Here is a 20,295-nt window from a genome sequence, read left to right on the forward strand (position 1 = left end):
CGGCTCCTAATCGGCCGGCGAGAGACTGGGCTCGGCAGTCGCCACGCCGCGCAGGGAACGGCCGACTGCCCGGGCGACGGCGGCCAGCTTGGACATCACCGCAGCGAAGTTCTCCGGAGTGAGCGACTGAGCGCCATCGGAGAGCGCATGGTCCGGATTCGGATGCACCTCGACGATCAAGCCGTCGGCCCCAGCAGCGACAGCAGCCAACATCATGGCGGGAACCATGAACCAACGACCAGTGCCGTGGCTCGGATCGACGATGATCGGCAAATGACTGAGGTGTTTCACTGCTGGAACCGCGTTCAAGTCCAGCGTGTTGCGCGTGAAGGTCTCGAAGGTGCGGATACCGCGCTCGCACAAGATCACCTGCTCGTTCCCCTGTGCGACGATGTATTCAGCAGCCAGGAGCCATTCCTCGATCTGCACTGCCATCCCACGCTTGAGGAGAACCGGCTTCTTGGCCCGTCCCACCGCCTCCAGCAGCAGATAGTTCTGGCAGTTGCGGGCACCGATCTGCAGCACGTCGGCGTACTCGGCCACCAGATCCACATGCTGGGCACTGAGCACCTCGGTGACGATCGGGAGCCCAGTTTCTTGGCGAGCCTTGGCCAGCAGTTTGAGTCCTTGCTCGCCCAACCCGCGGAACTCGTAGGGCGAGGTCCGCGGCTTGAAGGCACCGCCGCGCAGCATACTGGCGCCCGCCGCCTTGACGGCTCGAGCCGTCTCGATGATCTGTCGCTCATTCTCCACCGAGCAGGGGCCAGCGATGACCACGACCTCGTTTCCACCGATCGTTACGTCGCGCACCTGGATCACGGTATCCAGTGGATAGAACTCGCGACTGACCAGTTTGTAGCGCTTGCTGACACGGATCACTTCCTCGACACCCGGCAAGCGCTCGAGCGCCTCCTTGAGCGTATCCGGCAACGGTGATCCGACGACCCCGATCACCATCCGCTCGGCACCGGGAGCGAGCTTGGTTTGGAAACCGAACTCGGCAACCCGATCGATCACTGCCTGGATCTGCTCTTGGGTCGCGCCTGGCTGCATGACGACGATCATGGCTCAGCCCCTCCCATTCCTCGGCGATCTTCGGTCAGCACAGTCAGGTCTTGTCCGAACTCGGGACGCAAGACACGCGCACCACGCAGATAGACATGCCGGATTTCGCGCGGCGACTTCTCGGTATTGACGTGCATCAACACGCGCACCACCCCCGTTGGCGCACCGGGAACGTCCATCTCGTGGGCGCAGAGCAACGGAACATGAATCCAGCCGAGTTCACGTGCAGCGACGGCTGGAAAGGTCGCGTTGAGGTCGCGCGTCGTCGTGAAGATGATGCTCGCGATCTGGTCCGTCTCCACTCCATTGGCCTCGACGAGCGCGAGCAAGAGCTCACGGGTCGCTTGGACGATCGCTTCCGCGGTGTTGGCCTCGACCGTCGTCGCCCCCCGGATCCCGCGACACTGGACCATCGTCGCCTATAACCCCTCCCCCACTGGTGCGACCGCATCCGCTCCTTGTCGCAACCAAGCGATGAACGACTCTGCCGCGGCAGCCTGTCTCTCCGGTGGCTCTCCAGCCAGGCGATCGAGCAGCGCACTCCCGACGACGACCGCATCGACCAGCCCACGTGCCTGACTCACGTGCTCCGGTCGCGAGATACCGAAACCGAGCGCGAGCGGGAGATCGGTCACCGCTCGCACACGCTGCAGGAAGGCTGGCAGATCGTCCGGCAGACGCTCACGCGCACCGGTCACGCCGGTCAGCGAGACGCAGTAGATGAAGCCACTCGCATGAGCGGCCACCTCGCGCAGATGTCGATCGGTGCTCGTCGGCGCCACCATGAAGATCAGGTCGCGCCCGGTCGCCCGACAGAGGGCGTGGAGTTCGTCACTTTCGTTCGGTGGAAGATCCGGCACGATCACGCCGTCGACGCCGACCTCGACACATGCATGAATGAACCGCTCCAAACCATACTGGAGCAGTGGGTTGAAGTATCCCATGAAGACGAGCGGAACGTCAACACCCTGCTCACGCAGCCGCGCCGCCGTCTCCAGACAGAAGCGCACGGTCACCCCATTGGCCAGCGCGACCTGGCTCGCCCGCTGGATCGTCACGCCGTCCGCCAGCGGGTCGGAAAAGGGAATCCCCAGTTCCACCGCGCAGGCTCCGCCCCGCACCAGTGCGGGAACCAGTTCGAGCGTACTCTCCCGATGCGGATAGCCGATCGTGAGATAGGGGATGATCCCCAGTTGCCCACGTGCACGCAACGCCGCGAACGCGTCAGCAATCCGGCTCGTCCCTCGCGTCACAGTGTCACCCCCAGCGCACTCGCGACCGTCTGCATATCCTTGTCGCCTCGTCCGGAGAGATTGACCACGATGACCTGATCGCGTGGCCGCTCCTGGGCCAACCGCACCGCAAGAGCGATCGCATGAGCCGACTCCAAGGCCGGGATGATTCCTTCTGTCCGGCAGAGCAGCTGGAACGCCGCGAGTGCCTCCGCATCAGTGATCGCGTGGTACTGCGCGCGACCCGTCACCTTGAGATAGGCATGCTCCGGCCCCACCCCCGGATAGTCGAGACCAGCCGCGATACTGTGCGCTTCGACGATCTGCCCATCCTCGTCCTGCAACACGAACGACCGCGAGCCATGCAGCACGCCGACTCGACCAGCCGTCAAACTGGCCGCATGCCGTCCGGTTTCGATCCCTTCTCCGGCAGCTTCGGCACCGTGCAGCTCGACCGACTCGTCCTCCAGGAAGGCTGAGAACATACCGATCGCGTTCGACCCTCCACCGACGCAGGCAACGACCGCATCGGGCAAGCGTCCCACTGCGGCCAAAACCTGCTCGCGCGTTTCCCTGCCGATCACCGACTGGAAATCGCGCACGATCATCGGGTACGGGTGCATCCCAGCGACCGACCCCACGAGATAATAGGTGGTCCGGACGTTGGTGACCCAATCGCGGATCGCCTCGTTCATCGCGTCCTTGAGTGTGCGGCTTCCCGAGCTGACCGGTCGGACTTCGGCTCCCAGCAGCTTCATGCGGAAGACGTTGAGCGACTGTCGCTGTACGTCGAGTTCGCCCATGTACACGACGCACTCGAGACCGAGCATGGCACAGACGGTCGCGGTCGCGACTCCATGCTGCCCGGCACCGGTCTCAGCGATGACGCGCGGCTTCCCCATGCGTTTGGCCAGGAGCCCCTGGCCGACCGCGTTATTGATCTTGTGCGCGCCGGTGTGCGCGAGGTCTTCGCGCTTCAGGAAGATACGGGCTCCTCCCACCCTCTCGCTCAGGCTCGCGGCGTAGTAGAGTGGCGTGGGGCGGCCGACGAAGTCGCGCAACAATCGCTCGAACTCGGCCTGGAAAGCAGGGTCACGGCGGGCATCCTCGTACGCCGCGATCAGTTCTTCGATCGCTGGCAGGAGCGTCACCGGCGCATACATGCCGCCGAATTCCCCGAAGCGCCCACGCTCGTCGGGAAGCTGCCGTACTGGCTGGGTTCTGGTCGTCATCGCTTTCCTCCGATCCGTCTCTCCACCGGTCGATCGAGGGTCAGGAACGCGCGGCGCGCTGCCGCGACGAACGCCTGCATCAGCTCAGGGTCCTTTTGCCCGTCGCGCTCGATCCCGCTGGAGACATCCACACCCAGCGGCCGGACGAGCGCGATCGCCTCTGCCACCGTCTCTGGGCGCAATCCACCAGCCAAGATGATCGGAAAGCGCGCGGCGAGTTCGGCCGCCAGCGTCCAGTCGACGATCTGGCCGGTCCCACCCAAAAGGGACGGGTGATAGGCATCGAGCAGGATCGCGAGCGGGGTCGGTTCTCGGCGGAAGTACGGCGCGATGCGATCGCAGGCTGCCTCCAGGTTTTCGCCTGGCCGCAGCCGAATCGCTTTCAGGGCTGGCCAACCGAGTCGCGCGAGCACCTCAGGCGGCTCGTTCCCGTGAAGCTGAACGAGATCGAGCTCGAGCGCGCTCGCGATCATCGCGATCTCCTCGACGGGTGCATCGACGAAGAGTCCGACGATGCGCGGCGGATTCAGCGATTCCCGTACCGTTCGGCAGATGGCGCGAGCCTCGGCGAGCGAAACCCGACGCCGGCTCGGCGCGAAGACCAGTCCGATGAGATCCGCACCGGCCTCGATAGCTGCTCGTGCGTCCTCCCGTGTCCGCATGCCGCAGAGTTTCACGAGTCCCGGCATCGGACCACCTCCACGCTCGCCAGTGCCTGCACGGCCGCCCGACGATCCGGCGCCATCATCAACGCCTCGCCGACCAGGATCGCATCGATACCAGCCCGCGCCAGCCGTTCGACATCAGCCACTGCATGGATGCCGCTCTCAGCGACCACGACCCGATCGGACGGGACGAGCGGCGCCAGTCGCTCGCTGACGGCCAGGTCGACCGTGAAGCTCCGGAGATCGCGGTTGTTGATCCCGATGACCCGGGCGTCGGCTTCCAATGCGGTCGCCAACTCTGACTCGTCATGCACTTCGACGAGTGCCTCCATGCCCAATTCCCAGGTAACGCGGAGAAGCTCGGCGAGCTGCCGGCGATCGAGCACTGCGACGATCAGAAGGACGGCGTCTGCACCACAGGCCCGCGCCTCCACGATCTGATAGGGATCGAGCAGGAAATCCTTGCGCAGCACCGGTACCGGTCCCGGGCTGGCATGCGCCAGCCGAGCGACGACAGCCAGATCCTCGAGACTCCCGTGGAAAAAGGGTTCGTCGGTCAGCACCGAGACGGCAGCGGCCCCACCAGCGAGATAGTCCGTTGCGACCGCACCGGCATCAGCCTGAGGTGCGAAGAGGCCACGCGAGGGGGAGCCACGCTTGAGCTCGGCGATGACGCGGACCCGATCACCGCGCAAGGCCGGTACCATGGGGATCGGTGGCGCCTGCTCTCGAGCCTGTGCCCAGAGTGCGTGCTCCGGTACCCGGCGGCGACGCTCAGCCAGGTCCGCACTCGTCCGCTCGACGATGCGGTCGAGAACGGTTCCCGTCCGTGTCACGACGGCACCTCCGCCTCAGCCAGCGCGTGAGAGAGCGCTTTCAGCCGCTCCAAGCGATCCAGCGCAGCACCACTGTCGATCGAGTGGCGAGCCAATTCCAATCCCTCAGCGAGCGACTGCGCCGCGTCCGCCGCGACGAGCGCGGCAGCCGCGTTGAGCAAGACCACATCGCGTGCTGGACCGCGCACTCCCTCCAGGACAGCCCGCACGATGCGGGCATTCTCTTCGGCAGTGCCGCCGCGGAGCGCATCGCTGGGAACCCGCTCGAGCCCGAGCGACTCGGGCTCGAGCGTCCACCGTTGGACCTCGATTGTCCCGTTGCGACGAACCTCGTACACCGTCGTCGGAGCGCCGAGGCTGATCTCGTCCAAACCGTCCGCCGAGTGGACGACCAACGCATGCTCGACATCCAGCAAAGCGAGAACCCGCGCCACTATCTCCACGAGTTCGGGCATCGCGACCCCGAGAAGCTGGTAACGCACGCGGGCTGGGTTCGCGAGAGGGCCCAGCACGTTGAAGACCGTTCGAAAGCCGAGTTCTCGCCGCACCGGCGCCGCATGCCGCAGTGCGGGATGGAAACGTTGGGCGAACATGAAGCCGATCCCTGCCTCCTCGACGCAGCGAGCCACCGCACTCGGACTCAGGTCGATCCGTACGCCCAGTGCCTCCAGGACGTCAGCCGATCCGGCTCGGCTGGACATTGCCCGGTTGCCATGTTTGGCGACCGGAACTCCCGCGCCAGCAACGACGAACGCTGTCGCCGTGGAGATGTTGAACGTCCGGTTCCCGTCACCGCCGGTTCCCACGACATCGATGACCGGTTGCGACAGCTGGAGTTCCACCGGGATCATGTGGGCTCGCAGCGCTTTGACGAAGCCAGCGATCTCCGTCTCACGCTCGCCACGCACACGGAGAGCAGTCACCAGCGCCGCGATCTGTGCTGGGGTCGCCTCCCCCGTCATGATGGCGCTCATCGCCTGCATCGCCTCGTCGATATCCAAGATCTGACCAGCAACGACTTTCTGCAGGACAGCTCCGATCATGCAGCACCCCCTTTCGACGACACGAGTTCGCGCTGGTGCGTGTCGACCTGGCTCAGAAAGTTGCGGAGCAGTTCTTTACCGACCGTCGTGAGAATCGATTCCGGGTGGAACTGCACGCCTTCGACGAGTCCTGTGCGATCGCGTATCCCCATGATCACGCCATCCTCGCTCCGCGCTGTGACCACGAGGTCCTCCGGCAGACTCTCCTCCTCCACCATCAGCGAGTGATAGCGGGTAGCCAGGAACGGATTCGGCAAGCCGGCGAACACTCCCTGCCCATCATGCGTGATCCAGCTCGTCTTGCCGTGCATGAGGCGGGGAGCCCGAACGATGCGCGCTCCGTAGGCCGCCCCGATCGCCTGATGCCCGAGGCAGACACCGAGAATCGGCACGCGACCGCGAAAACGCTGGATGACCGGGACCGAAATCCCAGCCTCGCGCGGCGTGCAGGGCCCCGGCGAGACGACGATGCCAGCCGGCGCCAGATCCTCGATCTCCTCCAGGGTCACGGCATCGTTGCGGAACACTACGAGGTCGGCACCCAACTCAGCCAGATACTGGACCAGATTGAAGGTAAACGAATCGTAGTTATCGATGACGAGGATCATGCACGACCTCCTCGCTGTTCGACTTCCAGTCGTTCGGCCTGCTCGATAGCGCGCACCAGTGCCCGCATCTTGTGATGGCATTCCTTGTGTTCGAGTTCCGGCACGCTATCCGCGACGATGCCAGCTCCGGCTTGGAGAAAGGCCCGTTGGCCTCGCATCACGATCGTTCGAAGCGTGATCGCGGTATCCAGGTTGCCGCTGAAGTCGACGTAGCCGACTGCTCCCGCATAGGGACCACGCTGTTCCGGTTCCAGTTCAGCGATGATCTCCATAGCGCGCACCTTCGGCGCACCGCTCACCGTTCCGGCGGGGAAACAGCTGCGCAGTGCGTCCAGCGCGCTCAGGTCCTGGCGGAGCCGGCCCGTCACCTCGCTGACCAGGTGCATGACGTGACTGTAGCGCTCGACGACCATGAGGCGGGGCACCTGCACTGTCCCCGGCTGGGCGACGCGACCGATATCGTTGCGCGCGAGATCGACGAGCATGATGTGCTCAGCACGCTCCTTTTCGTCGGCAGCGAGCTCTTCCGCCAATGCGGCATCTTCTTCCGTTGTGCGACCTCGCCGACGCGTCCCGGCGATCGGATGGGTAGAAAGCTCGCGACCATCGACCCGGACGAGCATCTCGGGAGACGCACCGATCAGCGCATCGTCACCGAGGCGGAGAAAGTACATGTACGGCGATGGATTGATCCGCCGGAGCGCTCGATAGATCGTGAACGGATGAGCACCCGTCTCCAGTTCCTGGCGCTGCGAAAGAACCACTTGGATGACGTCGCCAGCCGCGATGTACTCCTTGGCTCGCTCGACCATCGCGACATACTGCGTGGGCTCGACGTGGGGACGGAGCCGGGCTTCGACCGATTCCGGCTCGACCGGTCCGGGACCATACGGGATGACCGGTGGCCGACGCAAGCGATCGACCAACCGCTCGATCCGTTCCACCGCACTCGCGTAAGCTTGGGCGAGCGCTGTTCCCTCTTCCACATGCACGTGACTGACTACGGCGATCGTGTGCTCGAGATGATCGAAGACGAGCATCGAGTCGACGAAGAGGAAGACCGCCTCCGGCATGCCGAGCGTGTCGTGCGGTGCTACGGGGACGCGCGGCTCGAAATAGCGGACGACCTCGTAACCGAGGTAGCCGACCGCCCCACCCAGGAAGCGTGGCATGCCTGGCAGGTGGACCGTTCGATAGCGTGCGAGCAAGCGCTCGAGGAAGCGAAGCGGATCACTGAAGGTCGTCAACTGCTCCGCTGCGGGAGGCTCGTAATAGTCCGCTCCGCCGAACGAGGCCAGCGCGGGCGTAGCGAAGGTCGTTCGGGTGCCGGTACGCCGCAGGCGGACGCAGCCGCGGTCGAGTTCGACGACGAGAAACGGATCGGTCCCGATGAAGGAATAGCGCGCGAGCCGCTCCCCACCTTCGACGCTCTCCAGGAGGAATGCGTAGGGCTCGTGCGCCACCTTGAGGAACGCCGACACCGGTGTCTCCAAGTCGGCATCGAGTTCGCGATAGATCGGGATCACCGTCGCGTCGCGCGCGAGGACTGCCACCTCTTCGAGGGAGGGGCGATAGCGGCGAGCTGGCGAGCGGAGAACTGCGTCCGTTCTCGTCATCGATGCGCCTCCAGCGGATAGATTCCCAAAGAAAAACCCTCCGTCCCGTCAGGGACGGAGGGGTCACGCTCCGCGGTGCCACCCTGGTTGGATGCCGCTGGGAAGGCATCCCACCTCGACCGGTACGGGATCGCTGCGCGATCCGATACCGAGCTCCGGATAACGGTGGAGCCTCCGGCGCCGCCTACTTGCTCGAGACGTTCGGGGCGCGACTCCCGGATCCATTCCGTCCAGCCGTGAGCACCGGTCTCGCACCACCCACCGGCTCGCTGCGCCCCGTGCCAGACGTACTCGCTCCGTTCGTCGTCGTTGCCGGTCTTGCGTTGTCTGTATGGCTAGTATGCGGGAAACACGTCGTGTCGTCAAGTGCCAGCAAGGCCATCCGGACGAGTCACCCCTGCAAGACTGTCCCCAAACGGGATCCGACTCCCGCACGACAACGCGCCCTGCGCGTCGCAGCCACTCATCGGAGGCCGCGAATAGGTGCGATCGGGGACCAGGAAGCTCACGCGCTCGAAAGTCGAAGACCCCGTTGCCTGGGACCTCGACGATCGGCCCAGTCTGCGACCGACAACTGTGGCAGACACCTTTTCAGGGAAGCAACGCGCAGGACGAACCATCACGAGCCACCGGCTGCCGAGAAGCGCTCGACGGAAACGTCAGGTCGTGCCCAGCCGAGCGCACGCTGCTGGGCAGGACTATCCCACTCATGCCAGTAGGACCTTTGGGTCTCTCGAGCACGCAGCCCTCGCCGTGATCGATCTACGGGGTACAAACGACCCGCGGTATCTCGGGGGAGGTTCAGAGTGGTCGGGTTCATCGCACGACTCCGACTCAGCTACCAAATGGGGTTGATGGTGCTGGTGTTCTTAGCCGGGTTCGCGCTCTCCACCATCGTCAGCATGTCCGGCTTGCGCCAGGTCATGGTGAACAGCCCTCTTTACCGGCAGATCGCCCGCGATCAGGAATTGATCGCCGATATCTTGCCACCGCCAGCCTACATCGTCGATGCCTACGCCAACGTCCTCCAACTCAAACTGGCTGTCGAGAACGGGGCCGACCAGCAGACTATCCAGCGCCTGCTGACCGATAGCCAACGAACGCGACAGAAGTACGAAGAACGGCTCTCCTATTGGAGAAGCGTGCTGCCTGAGGGTGAGATCCGCGAGCAATTGACCGAACGAGCAGCCGATCCTGCCCTCGAGTTCTTCGACATTCGCGATCGCCAAGTGATTCCCGCTCTCCTCGCGGGCGAGACAGCTCGTGCGAACGAACTCATTTGGAACGAGCTTCGCCCCCGGTTCGAGGCGCACCGCAGAGCCATCGACCGCACGGTGGAGCTCGGGTACGCTGCAGTCACCCGGTCGGAGCAGCACGCCGAGAGCGTCGTCACCCGGGTCAACGTGCTCGTTCCAGCCGTCAGTCTGATCAGCGCGCTCGTGGCAAGCCTTTTGGCTACGATGGTCGCCCGCCTCCTGACCAAGCGTCTCGGACACGTGGCCAAGGCGCTCGACGAACTCACAACTCACGACATACCGACCCTCGAGCGAGCGCTCGGCGCGCTCGCTCACGGTGACCTGCGAGCGAGCGTCTCGTTCACCACCCGCCCGCTCGAGCTGACTGGGCGAGACGAAGTGGCGACGCTGATCGGGGCGTACAATCGTCTCCAATCCGCTCTGCATAGCGTCGAGCAAAGTTTTCGGTCTCTGGTCGAGGGCCTTCGCGACATGGTGACCAGCCTCCGAGGCGCGGCGACCCTGCTCAACGATGTCGGGGCTGACGTGCATCGGCGTGTCGAGCAGACGTCCGTCGCCATCCAGAGCGCGACCGGCGCTGCGGAACGAGTCGCCCGCGGGAGTGCCGATCAAGCCTACGCACTCACCGGATTGCGTCAATCTTTGACCGAACTAGCTCAGACCAGTGACGCGCTGGCCAAGGCCGCTGCTGACCAAGCACGGGTCGTGCACCGGGCATTCGAGTTGGCTTCCGAGATCACCGGGCGGAATCAGGAGGCGGCGCAAACCGCCCGCGCGGTCGGTCAACTCGCAACGGAGCACGCGCAGCACGCACAGCAAGGACAGCGAGCGGTCGAGCGCACACTCAGCGCGATGACGCGCGCTCAAGCCAAGAGCACCGAGGCACAAAAGCGCGTGGACGAGATGGTCAAGCACGCGCAATCGATCGATCAAGTCCTCACGATCGTTCGCTCCATCACCGAACAAACGAATCTGCTCGCACTCAACGCAGCGATCGAAGCAGCTCGAGCCGGGGAAGCAGGGCGCGGATTCGCCGTGGTTGCGGAAGAAGTGCGCAAGCTTTCAGCCAGTGCTGCCGAGAGCACGACGCACATCGCCGAACTCGTTCACCAGTTGCAGAACTCGGCAGCGTCTGCCGTCCAGGCAGCGACCGAAAGCCTCGAGGCGATGACCGGAGTCGTCAACGAAACCAACACGGTCTCGGACCTCTTCGAATCGACTGCGGAGGCAGCACGCGAACTGGCGACATTGAGCGAGCGTGCACTCACCCTGGCCGAGCAAGCCCTGAAGAGCGTTGAACATCTACGAGCACAGCTCGAGCGAGCAGCATCGACGGTCGAGGAAACGAGCGCGGGGACTGCCGAACTCGCGACTTCCGTGGCGACCATCAGTGCCACCGCATCCCAACTGTCCGCGATCGGCGAAGAGAATGCCCACGCGAGCGAGCATGCGAGCAACGCGATGGACGAGATCAGTCGCGAACTCTCAGAGGTGGCTCGCCATGCGCAAGAACTGTTCCAGCTCGCCCAGCAGCTGCTCCACGAGACCGAGCGATTCCAGCTCGCCGAGGAGACTTCTTCCGGATCAACCGCTCCCAGTCGAGGCTGGAAATCGGGGAACGGTCTACCGACATTGGGCAACGGGTTCGTCGCTCCACCGGTCGCTAGCCGCTGGGACTAGCCGAGGCGTGCTCCGCGCACAGTCCTGAACGGCCAGAGCATACTGCGACGATCGGTGGCGTTTTCGATCCGCCGGGCTCCTCGACGTGCGTAGCGGGCAAGCTCGGAGCCTAGGCGAGGCCCGGCCCGAGCGTAGGCCGCGTGCTCGGATGGGAGGTCGCACAGCGAGAACAGCGCGAGCGCGGCTCAGTACGGCGCATCGAGCCGTGCTCGCGCACGATCTCGATCGAGGGGGATTCTTGGGTCCTCGTTCGACTCAGATGAAAGCCTGCAAAGCAGCGAGGAGAGGCGCTCTTCCTCTGGTTCAGCGCTTGAGCTCAGTCTTGACTCGCTGGACGTGCTGGAGCGTACTCATGGCCGCCGCTTCGATCCGCTCCAACATCTGGCGCACGTACTCGTCGGTCTCGCTCATGATGCGTTGCTTTCGTTCCATCGCCTGGCGGAGCATCTCTTCACAGCGAGCACGGGTCTCGTTCATGATCCCTTGCTCGCTCATCAAGTACTGGGCACGCTCTTGCGCGGTGGCCAAGATCCGCTGAGCCTCGAGTTGTGCTTCCGTGATGATCTGCTGACGTTCCTGCAAGACGCGTCTCGCTTGGCGAAGTTCGCGGGGAAAAGCTTGTCGCAAGCTTTCGACCAACTCCAAGAGCTCGTGCTCGTCGATCATCAGACTATTGCCGAACGGCAGCCGCCGACTACGCTCGGCGAGCTCTTGTAAGCGCTCGAGGAGCTGATAGAGATCTGGAGCCGGCTCGGCAACCGGATAGCCACGCAGTTCGTCCACCGACGCCATCGCCCTACTCCCGTACGAGTGTCCGGAACTTCTGCACCAGCGCCTCGGCCACGTGGTCAGGGACCAGGCCCGTCAAGCTCCCGCCGAGCTGCGCCACCTCCTTGATCATGCTCGAGCTGATGAAGGAGTACTGCGAACTCGTCATCAGGCACACGACATCCACATCTGGCGCCAGATGACGGTACATGTGCGCCAGAGAGAACTCGTACTCGAAGTCGGAGACCGCGCGCAGCCCCCGAACGATCGCCTGTGCCCCGACGGCACGAGCGTAGTCTACCGCGAGCCCGCTGAAGACGTCAACGCGCACGTTCGGCAGGTGACGTACTGCCTGCTCGGCCAAAAAACGACGTTCCTCGGCGCTGAAGAGGGGTTGCTTGGCTCGGCCCTCGTGGCCGGCATAAATGCCGACGATCAGAAAATCGAAAAGCCGCGCCGCCCGCTGCACGACATCGACATGCCCATTGGTGATCGGGTCGAACGTTCCCGGATAGAGCGCGATGTGCCTCACTGCTCCCCCTCGGCTTCTGCTCGAGCTCGTTCGCCTCGCCGAATGACGTAGATGGCCACGCAACTGTCGCCATGACAGCGGTCCCGCAGCTGCTCGAGGCCATCGAGCCGTTCGGGCATCGGTACGCGCGGTGAGTGGCCAACCACGAGGATCGTCCCATCCCGAACATGAGGGGACCGCGCGACAGCGAGCATCGTCTCGTGGATCGTCGGATCAGCATAGGGGGGATCCATGATCACGAAGTCGTAGGGCTCGCGGGGCGGCCGACGCAAAAAGGCTTGCACAGTCGTGCAGTGCACTGCTCCCCGATCAGCGAAGCCAGTCGCGGTCAGATTGGCGCGGATCACCGCGCAGGCAGCCGCGCTCCGATCCACGAAGTCGACCCAGCGCGCACCGCGCGAGAGCGTTTCGATGCCGATCGCTCCGCTCCCAGCATAGAGATCGAGCACCCGCTGCGGGCGGATGCCGAGCGAGTCCAGCATGCTGAACAGTGCCTCGCGGATCTTGTCCGCCATCGGCCGCGTGCGCAACCCGCGCGGGGCTTTGAGCCGACGCCCCCGGGCACTGCCGCCGATCACCCGCATGCTCATCTCCTTCAGCGCGACCCGCGCGTCCCGTTCAAGCCATCCTCGTCACGTGGGTACGATCCGAAGATTTTCAGCTCGGCAGCCTTCTCGGCGACCCGCTCGAGGGCAGCCGCGATGTGCGGATCCTTGCGGTGTCCTTCGATGTCGACCAAAAAGACGTATTCCCCCAGCACCGATTTCATGGGTCGACTCTCGACCTTGGTCATCTGGATGTTGGCGACGGCGAGTTCGTTCAAGACTTCGACCAAAGCACCCGGCACGTTGCGCTTGACGGTGAAGCACAAGGAAGTCCGATCGACGCCAGTCGGCTCGGCATCCTGGTGAGCCAGGACGACGAACCGGGTGGCATTGCTCTTTTGGTCCTGGATATCACGGGCCAGGACGACCGCGCCGTAGAGCTCGGCTGCCCGCAGTGTCCCGATCGCAGCACGGGAACAGTCCTCGCTGCGCATGATCTCAGCGACAGCTGCAGCCGTGCTGAGCGCCGCTACTTGTTCCGCCTGCGGCAGACAGCGCTCGAGAAAGCGCCGGCATTGGGCCAACGCCTGCGGATGAGAGAGCACAACGCGGATCTCCTCCAGCCGCGTCCCCGGGTGAGCGAGCAGGAAGTGCCGTACCGGCAAGATCAGTTCAGCACAAATCTTGAGGTCAGTCTCGTGGATCAGCAGATCGACGGTAGTGCTGACTGTTCCCTCCAAGGAATTCTCGATGGGAAGGATGGCCCGGTCGGCCAATCCGGTCTCGACAGCCGAAACGAGAGCGGGCATGGAACCGAACGGGATCAGTTCCGCCGACTCCCGCTCCGCGTAGCGCAACGCTGCCTCTTCGGTGAAAGTTCCTGGTGGTCCCAGATAGGCGAGCCGCACGCCTCACGTCCTCCCGCTGCTTCGCTCGTCCCCATTCGACAGGATACTCGATCAGCCGGCCCGCGCTCGCCGTCCGCTCAGGAGAAGCTCGCGCACTGGCTGCCGGGCTCCGCACTGCCGGCAGATCAACACTGCTCCCTGCGACATCTCCTCGACTGTCGCGCAGAGCGCGTAGAAACGACGCCGGCGCAGGAGCGCGAGCGGGGCACCGCACCGTGGACAGGGAACGAGGCGCCCGCGGAGACGCTCCGGCGGGAACGGAAGCGCGAGTTCTTGCCAGCAATCGACCGGGTTTCGGCTCTCCACCGTGAAGGCATCCTCCCTACCGATGATGGTACGTCGCGGAGTCGGAACGATGCGACGGGAGACCAAGGAAACTCGTGACGCATGACGAGCGTCAGCCGAGTGCCAGCGCCTATCCCAGCCTGCTCAGGCACCACAAGGCTGCGATTGGTATACTGAAAACGAGAACGATGAGGCTACGAGGTCGTGCCGCCATGCGTGAAGAGTGGCGGCTTTTTGCCGCCATACCGGTTCCAGATGAGGTGCGCCAGCGGGTCGCCGCGGCCATCGCGCATCTGCAAGCACGCGGGTACCGTGCCAAGTGGGTCGATCCGGAGGCGACGCACCTCACTGTCAAGTTCTTCGGATCGGTCGCGACGGACAGCCTGCCGGAACTCACGAGAGCGCTGCGCAAAAGCGTGGCCGGTCTTGCCCCGTTCGAGCTCCAGGTGCGTGGTGCCGGGGCGTTCCCGCACCCGCTCCGTCCGCGGGTCCTCTGGCTCGGCATCGATGGGGAGACCGTACCGCTCGCTCGGCTCGTCGAGCAGGTCGAGCGTTCTGCTGGTTCCTTTGCCGAAAAGACCGACGAGCGGCCATTTCATCCTCATCTCACGCTGGCCCGAGTCCGGCCGGAGGACATGGCGACGCTGCGTGCCCTGCCGCAGGAACTCGAGCGACTCGCTCGATTGCCGCCGCTCCCGTTCGCCGTCGACCGGCTGACGTTGTATCGGAGCGAGCTCTTCCGTTCTGGGCCGCGCTACACCATCGTCGAGGAGTTCTTGCTCCGATGAACTCGGCGATACACGTTGCGGTCTGCGGGCCGCACGAGGCGACCCCGGAGGAACAGGCACTGGCCGAGCGGCTGGGAGAACTCTTGGCAGTATATGGTCTGACGGTCGTGTGCGGCGGTCGCGGTGGGGTCATGGCGGCCGTGTGTCGGGGCGCCAAGCGCATCGGGGGCAGGACGGTCGGCATCCTACCCGGCACCGACCCGGCAGACGCCAACGAATGGGTCGACCATCCGATCTGCACTGGCTTGGGTGAGGCACGCAACGTCGTCGTCGTCGCTTCGGGGCGCGTGGTCATCGCGGTCGGCGGCGGACTCGGTACGCTCTCCGAAATCGCACTGGCACTCAAGTTGGGGCGCCCAGTGATCACCCTGCGCTCGTGGCCGCTCGACGCCGATCTTCTGTCACGGGCTGGCGCCTCGATCAGCGAGGTCACGACACCAGAGGAAGCAGTCACCCAAGTCCTCGCTGTGCTCGGCGTCCAACCCATCGGAGGAGCAGAGCCGTGACGACTCAGACAGTGTCCGTACTCGACAAACTCGCCGAACTCGAGCAGCGCTTCGACGAGGTGGAACGACTGCTCGCGGATCCGGACATCGCCACCGATCCTCAGCGCGTGGCACAACTGGCACGCGAGCGAGCGGAACTCGAGGAGATCGTGGCGCTGTACCGCCAGCTCAAGGATGTCGACCGGCAAGTCGCTCAAGCGGAGGAACTCCTGGAAGCCGAGGATCCCGAGTTGGTGGAACTGGCTGCTGAGGAGATCGACCGGCTCCGCGAGTACCGCGAGACCGTTTACCAGGAGCTGCGGCGCCGTCTCGTCCCGCGCGATCCGAACGACGAGAAGGACGTCATCGTGGAAATCCGAGCGGGTACCGGAGGGGAAGAGGCTGCGCTCTTCGCGGCCGATCTCTTCCGCATGTATACCCGCTACGCGGAGCGACAGGGTTGGAAGGTGGAAGTTCTCTCCAGTAGCCCGACCGAACTCGGCGGATTCAAGGAGATCATCTTCGAGGTGCGGGGCAAGGGGGCCTACAGCCACTTCAAGCACGAGAGCGGTGTCCACCGCGTGCAGCGTGTCCCGATCACCGAATCGTCCGGCCGCATCCATACCTCGACGGCGACCGTCGCCGTGCTTCCAGAGGCGGACGAGGTCGAAGTGCACATCGACGAGGACGACCTACGCATCGAAGTCTTCCGCTCCAGTGGACACGGTGGACAGAGCGTCAATACGACCGACTCAGCCGTGCGGATCACGCATCTTCCGACTGGAATCGTCGTGAGCTGCCAAGACGAGCGGTCTCAGCTCAAGAATCGTCTCAAGGCGATGGCAGTTCTCCGGGCACGGCTCTACGAACTCCAGCGACGCAAGCTCGAGGAAGAGCGGACAGGGCTGCGCCGGCAGCAGGTCGGCACGGGTGAACGGGCGGAAAAGATCCGCACCTACAACTTTCCCCAAGACCGTGTGACCGATCATCGACTCAAGCTGACGGTCAACAACCTGCCAGCCGTACTGGACGGTGAGATCGATATCTTCGTTCAAGAACTGCAAGCGCTGGAAATGGCCGAGCGCCTGCGAGCAGCTGGCATCGACTGAGCGGACCGTGCTGACGTTGCGCGACGTCTTGCGCCGAGCGACCGAGCGGCTGCGCCAGGGCGGCAGTCCGACGCCGCGGCTGGACGCCGAAGTGCTCCTCTGCCATGTGCTCGGTATCGACCGTGCCGAACTCTACCGCCGCCTTCCGGAGAAGCCACCGGGTACGTTAGAACGTTTTTGGGAACTCGTCGCCCGGCGGGAACGCGGCGAGCCGGTCGCCTACCTGACCGGCCATCGCGAGTTCTACGGTCTCGATTTTCTCGTCACACCGGCGACGCTGATTCCCCGTCCAGAGACAGAGTTCCTCGTCACCTGGGCAGCCGAGCGCCTGCGCGCCCGGCACGACAAGCCCCGCTGTGTCGACGTCGGAACCGGCTGCGGGGCGATCATCGTCGCACTCGCCGTGACGCTGGGGAGACAGCATCCAGCATTGCTCGTCGGCAGCGACCGCTCGCTGGCGGCCCTCCAGGTGGCTCGCGCTAATCGCGAGCGACTGGCGCCCGGGCGCGTGCATCTCGTGTGTGGCGATCTCTTGAGCTGGTGTCGGGGGCCGCTCGATTTGGTGGTCGCCAATCTCCCGTATCTTCGCCCAGACCAGTGGCACCCCGGTCTCGCGTGGGAGCCCGCGGAAGCACTCTTCGCCCCGGAAGAGGGATTCGGCTGGTATGCTCGCCTGCTCCCGCAAGTCGCCGCGCTGCTGCGGTCCGGTGGCGGTTGCATCATCGAGATCGATCCAGCACAAACAGAGCGGGCGCTCGCGACAGCCCGCTCCCTCTTTCCATACGGAAGGATCGCGATACGACGCGACCTCGCTGGCTTTCCGCGCTACCTCACCATCGAGTTGCCCGATCCAACCTGATCGGGCAGCCTACCGAGTCGGAGACTACGCCTTGCGAGCCTCTTTGTAGAGTGTCCGGAGGCAGCGTGTGCAGATGCGCATACGCTTCGGGACACCGTTCAGGATGACCGTCACCCGCTGGACGTTCGGCTTGAACTTTCGGTTCGTCTTCCGGTTCGAGTGGCTGACGTTATGGCCGAACATCGGCTTCTTGCCACAGAGTTCGCACATCGCCATGGTCGTCGCTCCGTCGCTCTTCTGCGAAGCCGCACTCGCTTTCCACCGAATGACTAGCCTAGCACGCTGCGAGTACACGTGCAATCCGCGACGCGCTCTCTGCGGGCACCCGCTTCTCCACTGGAACGCACGGCTTTCCAACCCGTCGGGCGGGTGGATAGGCGCGGTATCTCGAGGACGGACCGTCCTGAACGCACACTCTATACTCACCGTGGGAGGAACGGGGAGCAGTGGCAGGATCACGCTTCGATGTGTTACTCGACGGTGCCTTCATCGCCCACCCACGGACCGGCAGCGGCCAGTACACGCTCGCGCTCTGGCGCGAACTGGCTCGACGCGATGATCCGGTCGTGACCCTCGCGCTCCCGGATCAGCCACTCGCGGAACTCGCTGACTCGGCACGGGTGCTGGTCCTCGCCCCACCCTCTCGTTGGCCGAGAAAGGTGCGCAAGCTCTGGTGGGAGCAACGCGGCATCCCTGAACTCGCTCGCGCTGCCCAGCCACGACTCGTGCACATCCCCTACTTCGCGGCACCGCTGCGCCTGTCGACTCCCTTCGTCGTCACCGTCCACGACGTCATCCCGCTCGTTCTGCCGGAATATCGTGCCTCGTTGGCGGTGCGCCTCTACACCGCGCTGATGCGCCGCACCGTGCGACGAGCTCGCCTCGTCCTGACCGATTCCGAGTGGTCTCGAAACGATATCGTTCGCGCGCTCGGCTATCCGGCCGAGCGGATTCGGGTGGTTCCCCTCGGGGTCGAGGAGCGCTTCGCACCCGCTCCTGAACCGGACGCGACGCAGGCACTGGCTCAGAAATGGGGGATAACCGGACCGGTAGTTCTCAATCTGGGCGGCTTCGACGTCCGAAAAAACCTCCCGCTCCTGGTCCGCGCCTTTGCCCGTGCCCTGCCTCGACTCCCCGCGGGTACCCGGCTGGTCATTCCGGGCCAGCCGCACAGTGCGAATCCACGCCTCTATCCACCGCTGGCACCGCTCATTCGCGAACTCGGTTTGGAGCAGCATGTTCTTCTTCCTGGTCCGGTCAGCGAGAACGAAAAGCTTCTCTGGTATCGACTGGCGAGCGTGTACGCGTACCCCTCTCGCTACGAGGGGTTCGGGCTGTCACCGCTCGAAGCGATGGCTTGTGGCACTCCCGTCATTGCAGCTCGCTGTACGAGCTTGCCGGAAGTCGTCGGAGAGGCTGGAATCCTCGTCGAACCGGAGGAGGAAGTCTTCGCGGAGGCGCTGGTGCGCGTCTTGACCGATGCGGAACTCCGCTGCACGCTGCGCGAGCGGGGTCTGGCTCGTGCCAGGATGTTCAGCTGGCAACGAACAGCTGAGCGGACCGTCGCGGTCTACCGCGAGGCGATCGCAGGGGCTGGTGAGAACAACGCGCGAGCAGTGGTCGGGAAACGATGCGGATCCTGATGGTCTCGAAGGCCCTGGTCAATGGCATGTATCAGCGCAAGCTCGAGGAGTTAGCGCGCCTGCCCGGCGTCGAACTCCTCGCTGTCGTACCGCCAGCTTGGCACGAAAGTCGGGTCGGTGTCCTCCAGCTGGAACGACGCTTCATCGAAGGCTATCAGCTCGCAGTCGAGCCGATGTGGTTCAACGGTCATCATCACATCCATCTCTATCCGGGTCTGGGTAAGCAGATCGCCCGCTTCCGCCCCGACATCCTGCATATCGATGAGGAACCATACAACCTGGTGACCGCGCACGCCGCCCTGCTCGGACGGCGCTCCGGAGCCCGGATTCTCTTCTTTACCTGGCAAAATCTCTATCGTCGTTACCCCCCGCCCTTCTCCTGGTTCGAGCGTTTGAATTACCGGCTCGCCAGCATGGCGGTAGCAGGTAACCAGGAAGCTGCCGCAGTGCTCCGGCGGAAGGGATACCGGGGGCCGCTCGCGGTCATCCCACAGTTCGGAGTCGATCCCGACCTCTTTCGTCCCCTGTCGGTACCGCGGGCTGACGTTCCCACACTCGGGTTCGTCGGCCGGCTGGTGCCGGAAAAAGGCGCCGACCTCGTCATCCGGGCGCTGGCCCGCTTGCCTGTCCGGGCCCAGCTGGAGATCGTCGGTGAGGGAACCGAGCGGACGCGGCTCGAGCTGCTGGCCGCGCAGCTCGGCGTGCGCGACCGCGTCATCTTCCGCGGGAGCGTGCCAGCCACACTGATGCCGGAAGCGCTCAACCGCTTCGACCTCCTGGTCGTGCCCTCGCGAACGCGCCGCAATTGGAAGGAACAGTTCGGACGAGTGATCATCGAGGCGATGGCCTGTGGGGTGCCGGTCGTCGGTTCGTCCTCCGGCGAAATTCCGCATGTCATCGGCGACCCGAGCTTGATCTTCCCGGAGGACGACGTCGAGGCGCTGGCACGCCTGCTCACCACCTTGCTGGCGACCCCGGAGCGATTGCGCGAACTCGGGGAAGCAGGCCGGCGGCGTGTCCTCGTGCACTACACGCAGCGGCGCATCGCCGAGCAGTACTATGCGGTTTACCAAGCGATGCTGGCCGCGTCACGTTCCCAGCACTCGACTCTAGAAAGGATTTGAGGGACCGTGGGACGCA

General features: G+C 64.5%; 22 protein-coding genes. 7 read left to right on the plus strand and 15 right to left on the minus strand.

Annotation, left to right across the window (positions count from 1 at the left end; translation table 11 throughout):
* Positions 1–6: 6 nt before the first annotated feature.
* Genes aroF through trpE form a run of 9 tightly spaced genes read right to left on the minus strand, consistent with a single transcriptional unit; the run spans position 7 to position 8,297 of the window.
* On the minus strand, positions 7–1,065 hold the full coding sequence (gene aroF, locus ACWIVK_RS04550) for a 3-deoxy-7-phosphoheptulonate synthase (protein WP_448575391.1): 1,059 nt from the start codon (positions 1,063–1,065) through the stop codon (positions 7–9).
* Positions 1,062–1,478, minus strand: a complete 417-nt coding sequence (aroH, locus tag ACWIVK_RS04555; RefSeq protein WP_448575392.1) for a chorismate mutase — start codon at positions 1,476–1,478, stop codon at positions 1,062–1,064. The genes aroF and aroH overlap by 4 nt, the downstream gene beginning before the upstream one ends.
* 6 nt (positions 1,479–1,484) lie before the next feature.
* The gene (trpA, locus tag ACWIVK_RS04560) at positions 1,485–2,318 is read right to left on the minus strand and encodes a tryptophan synthase subunit alpha (protein ID WP_448575393.1); all 834 of its coding nucleotides are present in this window, start codon (positions 2,316–2,318) and stop codon (positions 1,485–1,487) included.
* Positions 2,315–3,529 (minus strand): tryptophan synthase subunit beta, encoded by a 1,215-nt coding sequence (gene trpB / locus ACWIVK_RS04565; protein WP_448575394.1) that lies wholly within the window; start codon positions 3,527–3,529, stop codon positions 2,315–2,317. The genes trpA and trpB overlap by 4 nt, the downstream gene beginning before the upstream one ends.
* Positions 3,526–4,218, minus strand: coding sequence for a phosphoribosylanthranilate isomerase (locus ACWIVK_RS04570; RefSeq protein WP_448575395.1), 693 nt, complete (start codon positions 4,216–4,218; stop codon positions 3,526–3,528). The genes trpB and ACWIVK_RS04570 overlap by 4 nt, the downstream gene beginning before the upstream one ends.
* On the minus strand, positions 4,203–5,030 hold the full coding sequence (gene trpC / locus ACWIVK_RS04575; protein WP_448575396.1) for an indole-3-glycerol phosphate synthase TrpC: 828 nt from the start codon (positions 5,028–5,030) through the stop codon (positions 4,203–4,205). The genes ACWIVK_RS04570 and trpC overlap by 16 nt, the downstream gene beginning before the upstream one ends.
* Entirely contained in the window at positions 5,027–6,073 is a 1,047-nt protein-coding gene (gene trpD / locus ACWIVK_RS04580; protein ID WP_448575397.1) for an anthranilate phosphoribosyltransferase, read from the minus strand. Before trpD ends, trpC begins: the two co-directional genes overlap by 4 nt.
* Positions 6,070–6,681, minus strand: a complete 612-nt coding sequence (locus ACWIVK_RS04585) for an anthranilate synthase component II (RefSeq protein WP_448575398.1) — start codon at positions 6,679–6,681, stop codon at positions 6,070–6,072. Before ACWIVK_RS04585 ends, trpD begins: the two co-directional genes overlap by 4 nt.
* The gene (gene trpE, locus ACWIVK_RS04590; protein ID WP_448575399.1) at positions 6,678–8,297 is read right to left on the minus strand and encodes an anthranilate synthase component I; all 1,620 of its coding nucleotides are present in this window, start codon (positions 8,295–8,297) and stop codon (positions 6,678–6,680) included. Before trpE ends, ACWIVK_RS04585 begins: the two co-directional genes overlap by 4 nt.
* Positions 8,298–9,103: 806 nt before the next feature.
* Here trpE and ACWIVK_RS04595 point away from each other — a divergent pair.
* Positions 9,104–11,233 carry a methyl-accepting chemotaxis protein gene (locus tag ACWIVK_RS04595; protein ID WP_448575400.1) on the plus strand — a complete coding sequence of 710 codons (2,130 nt, stop codon included), beginning with the start codon at positions 9,104–9,106 and terminating at the stop codon, positions 11,231–11,233.
* 303 nt (positions 11,234–11,536) lie between these two features.
* Here ACWIVK_RS04595 and ACWIVK_RS04600 read toward each other — a convergent pair whose 3' ends face one another.
* The 5 genes from ACWIVK_RS04600 to ACWIVK_RS04620 are packed head-to-tail and all read right to left on the minus strand — an operon-like array spanning position 11,537 to position 14,292.
* Positions 11,537–12,025, minus strand: a complete 489-nt coding sequence (locus tag ACWIVK_RS04600; RefSeq protein WP_448575401.1) for an ATPase — start codon at positions 12,023–12,025, stop codon at positions 11,537–11,539.
* A 4-nt stretch (positions 12,026–12,029) separates the two neighbouring features.
* A complete protein-coding gene (gene coaD, locus ACWIVK_RS04605) occupies positions 12,030–12,533 on the minus strand; it encodes a pantetheine-phosphate adenylyltransferase (protein WP_448575402.1) in 504 nt (167 codons plus the stop codon).
* Positions 12,530–13,117 carry an RsmD family RNA methyltransferase gene (locus ACWIVK_RS04610; protein WP_448575403.1) on the minus strand — a complete coding sequence of 196 codons (588 nt, stop codon included), beginning with the start codon at positions 13,115–13,117 and terminating at the stop codon, positions 12,530–12,532. The genes coaD and ACWIVK_RS04610 overlap by 4 nt, the downstream gene beginning before the upstream one ends.
* Positions 13,118–13,128: 11 nt before the next feature.
* Positions 13,129–13,986, minus strand: coding sequence for a prephenate dehydratase (pheA, locus tag ACWIVK_RS04615; protein ID WP_448575404.1), 858 nt, complete (start codon positions 13,984–13,986; stop codon positions 13,129–13,131).
* A 51-nt stretch (positions 13,987–14,037) separates the two neighbouring features.
* The gene (locus ACWIVK_RS04620; RefSeq protein WP_448575405.1) at positions 14,038–14,292 is read right to left on the minus strand and encodes a hypothetical protein; all 255 of its coding nucleotides are present in this window, start codon (positions 14,290–14,292) and stop codon (positions 14,038–14,040) included.
* 167 nt (positions 14,293–14,459) lie between these two features.
* On the opposite strand from ACWIVK_RS04620, the gene thpR reads away from it, so the two are divergent.
* Genes thpR through prmC form a run of 4 tightly spaced genes read left to right on the plus strand, consistent with a single transcriptional unit; the run spans position 14,460 to position 17,512 of the window.
* Complete coding sequence (gene thpR, locus ACWIVK_RS04625; RefSeq protein WP_448575406.1) at positions 14,460–15,059, plus strand: RNA 2',3'-cyclic phosphodiesterase; 600 nt, start codon at positions 14,460–14,462, stop codon at positions 15,057–15,059.
* A complete protein-coding gene (locus ACWIVK_RS04630; RefSeq protein WP_448575407.1) occupies positions 15,056–15,565 on the plus strand; it encodes a TIGR00725 family protein in 510 nt (169 codons plus the stop codon). The genes thpR and ACWIVK_RS04630 overlap by 4 nt, the downstream gene beginning before the upstream one ends.
* Complete coding sequence (gene prfA, locus ACWIVK_RS04635) at positions 15,562–16,653, plus strand: peptide chain release factor 1 (protein ID WP_448575408.1); 1,092 nt, start codon at positions 15,562–15,564, stop codon at positions 16,651–16,653. Before ACWIVK_RS04630 ends, prfA begins: the two co-directional genes overlap by 4 nt.
* 7 nt (positions 16,654–16,660) lie before the next feature.
* Positions 16,661–17,512 carry a peptide chain release factor N(5)-glutamine methyltransferase gene (prmC, locus tag ACWIVK_RS04640; protein ID WP_448575409.1) on the plus strand — a complete coding sequence of 284 codons (852 nt, stop codon included), beginning with the start codon at positions 16,661–16,663 and terminating at the stop codon, positions 17,510–17,512.
* Positions 17,513–17,536: 24 nt separating this feature from the next.
* Here the strand turns inward: prmC and rpmB are convergent, their stop codons facing one another.
* Positions 17,537–17,728, minus strand: a complete 192-nt coding sequence (gene rpmB / locus ACWIVK_RS04645) for a 50S ribosomal protein L28 (RefSeq protein WP_448575410.1) — start codon at positions 17,726–17,728, stop codon at positions 17,537–17,539.
* Positions 17,729–17,958: 230 nt separating this feature from the next.
* Here rpmB and ACWIVK_RS04650 point away from each other — a divergent pair, with 230 nt between their 5' ends.
* Positions 17,959–19,155 (plus strand): glycosyltransferase family 4 protein, encoded by a 1,197-nt coding sequence (locus ACWIVK_RS04650; RefSeq protein ID WP_448575411.1) that lies wholly within the window; start codon positions 17,959–17,961, stop codon positions 19,153–19,155.
* Positions 19,143–20,279: a glycosyltransferase gene (locus ACWIVK_RS04655; RefSeq protein ID WP_448575412.1), complete on the plus strand. Its 1,137-nt coding sequence runs from the start codon at positions 19,143–19,145 to the stop codon at positions 20,277–20,279. The genes ACWIVK_RS04650 and ACWIVK_RS04655 overlap by 13 nt, the downstream gene beginning before the upstream one ends.
* The last annotated feature ends 16 nt before the right edge of the window (positions 20,280–20,295 follow it).

The organism is Thermomicrobium sp., assembly GCF_053493975.1.

Excerpts from the sequence above, each read along its gene's own strand:
- aroF (WP_448575391.1), bottom strand. The coding sequence starts at position 1,065 with ATGATCGTCGTCATGCAGCCAGGCGCGACCCAAGAGCAGATCCAGGCA.
- aroH (WP_448575392.1), bottom strand. The coding sequence starts at position 1,478 with ATGGTCCAGTGTCGCGGGATCCGGGGGGCGACGACGGTCGAGGCCAAC.
- trpB (WP_448575394.1), bottom strand. The coding sequence starts at position 3,529 with ATGACGACCAGAACCCAGCCAGTACGGCAGCTTCCCGACGAGCGTGGG.
- ACWIVK_RS04570 (WP_448575395.1), bottom strand. The coding sequence starts at position 4,218 with ATGCCGGGACTCGTGAAACTCTGCGGCATGCGGACACGGGAGGACGCA.
- trpD (WP_448575397.1), bottom strand. The coding sequence starts at position 6,073 with ATGATCGGAGCTGTCCTGCAGAAAGTCGTTGCTGGTCAGATCTTGGAT.
- ACWIVK_RS04585 (WP_448575398.1), bottom strand. The coding sequence starts at position 6,681 with ATGATCCTCGTCATCGATAACTACGATTCGTTTACCTTCAATCTGGTC.
- trpE (WP_448575399.1), bottom strand. The coding sequence starts at position 8,297 with ATGACGAGAACGGACGCAGTTCTCCGCTCGCCAGCTCGCCGCTATCGC.
- ACWIVK_RS04600 (WP_448575401.1), bottom strand. The coding sequence starts at position 12,025 with ATGGCGTCGGTGGACGAACTGCGTGGCTATCCGGTTGCCGAGCCGGCT.
- ACWIVK_RS04610 (WP_448575403.1), bottom strand. The coding sequence starts at position 13,117 with ATGCGGGTGATCGGCGGCAGTGCCCGGGGGCGTCGGCTCAAAGCCCCG.
- thpR (WP_448575406.1), top strand. The coding sequence starts at position 14,460 with ATGAGGCTACGAGGTCGTGCCGCCATGCGTGAAGAGTGGCGGCTTTTT.
- ACWIVK_RS04630 (WP_448575407.1), top strand. The coding sequence starts at position 15,056 with ATGAACTCGGCGATACACGTTGCGGTCTGCGGGCCGCACGAGGCGACC.
- rpmB (WP_448575410.1), bottom strand. The coding sequence starts at position 17,728 with ATGGCGATGTGCGAACTCTGTGGCAAGAAGCCGATGTTCGGCCATAAC.
- ACWIVK_RS04655 (WP_448575412.1), top strand. The coding sequence starts at position 19,143 with ATGCGGATCCTGATGGTCTCGAAGGCCCTGGTCAATGGCATGTATCAG.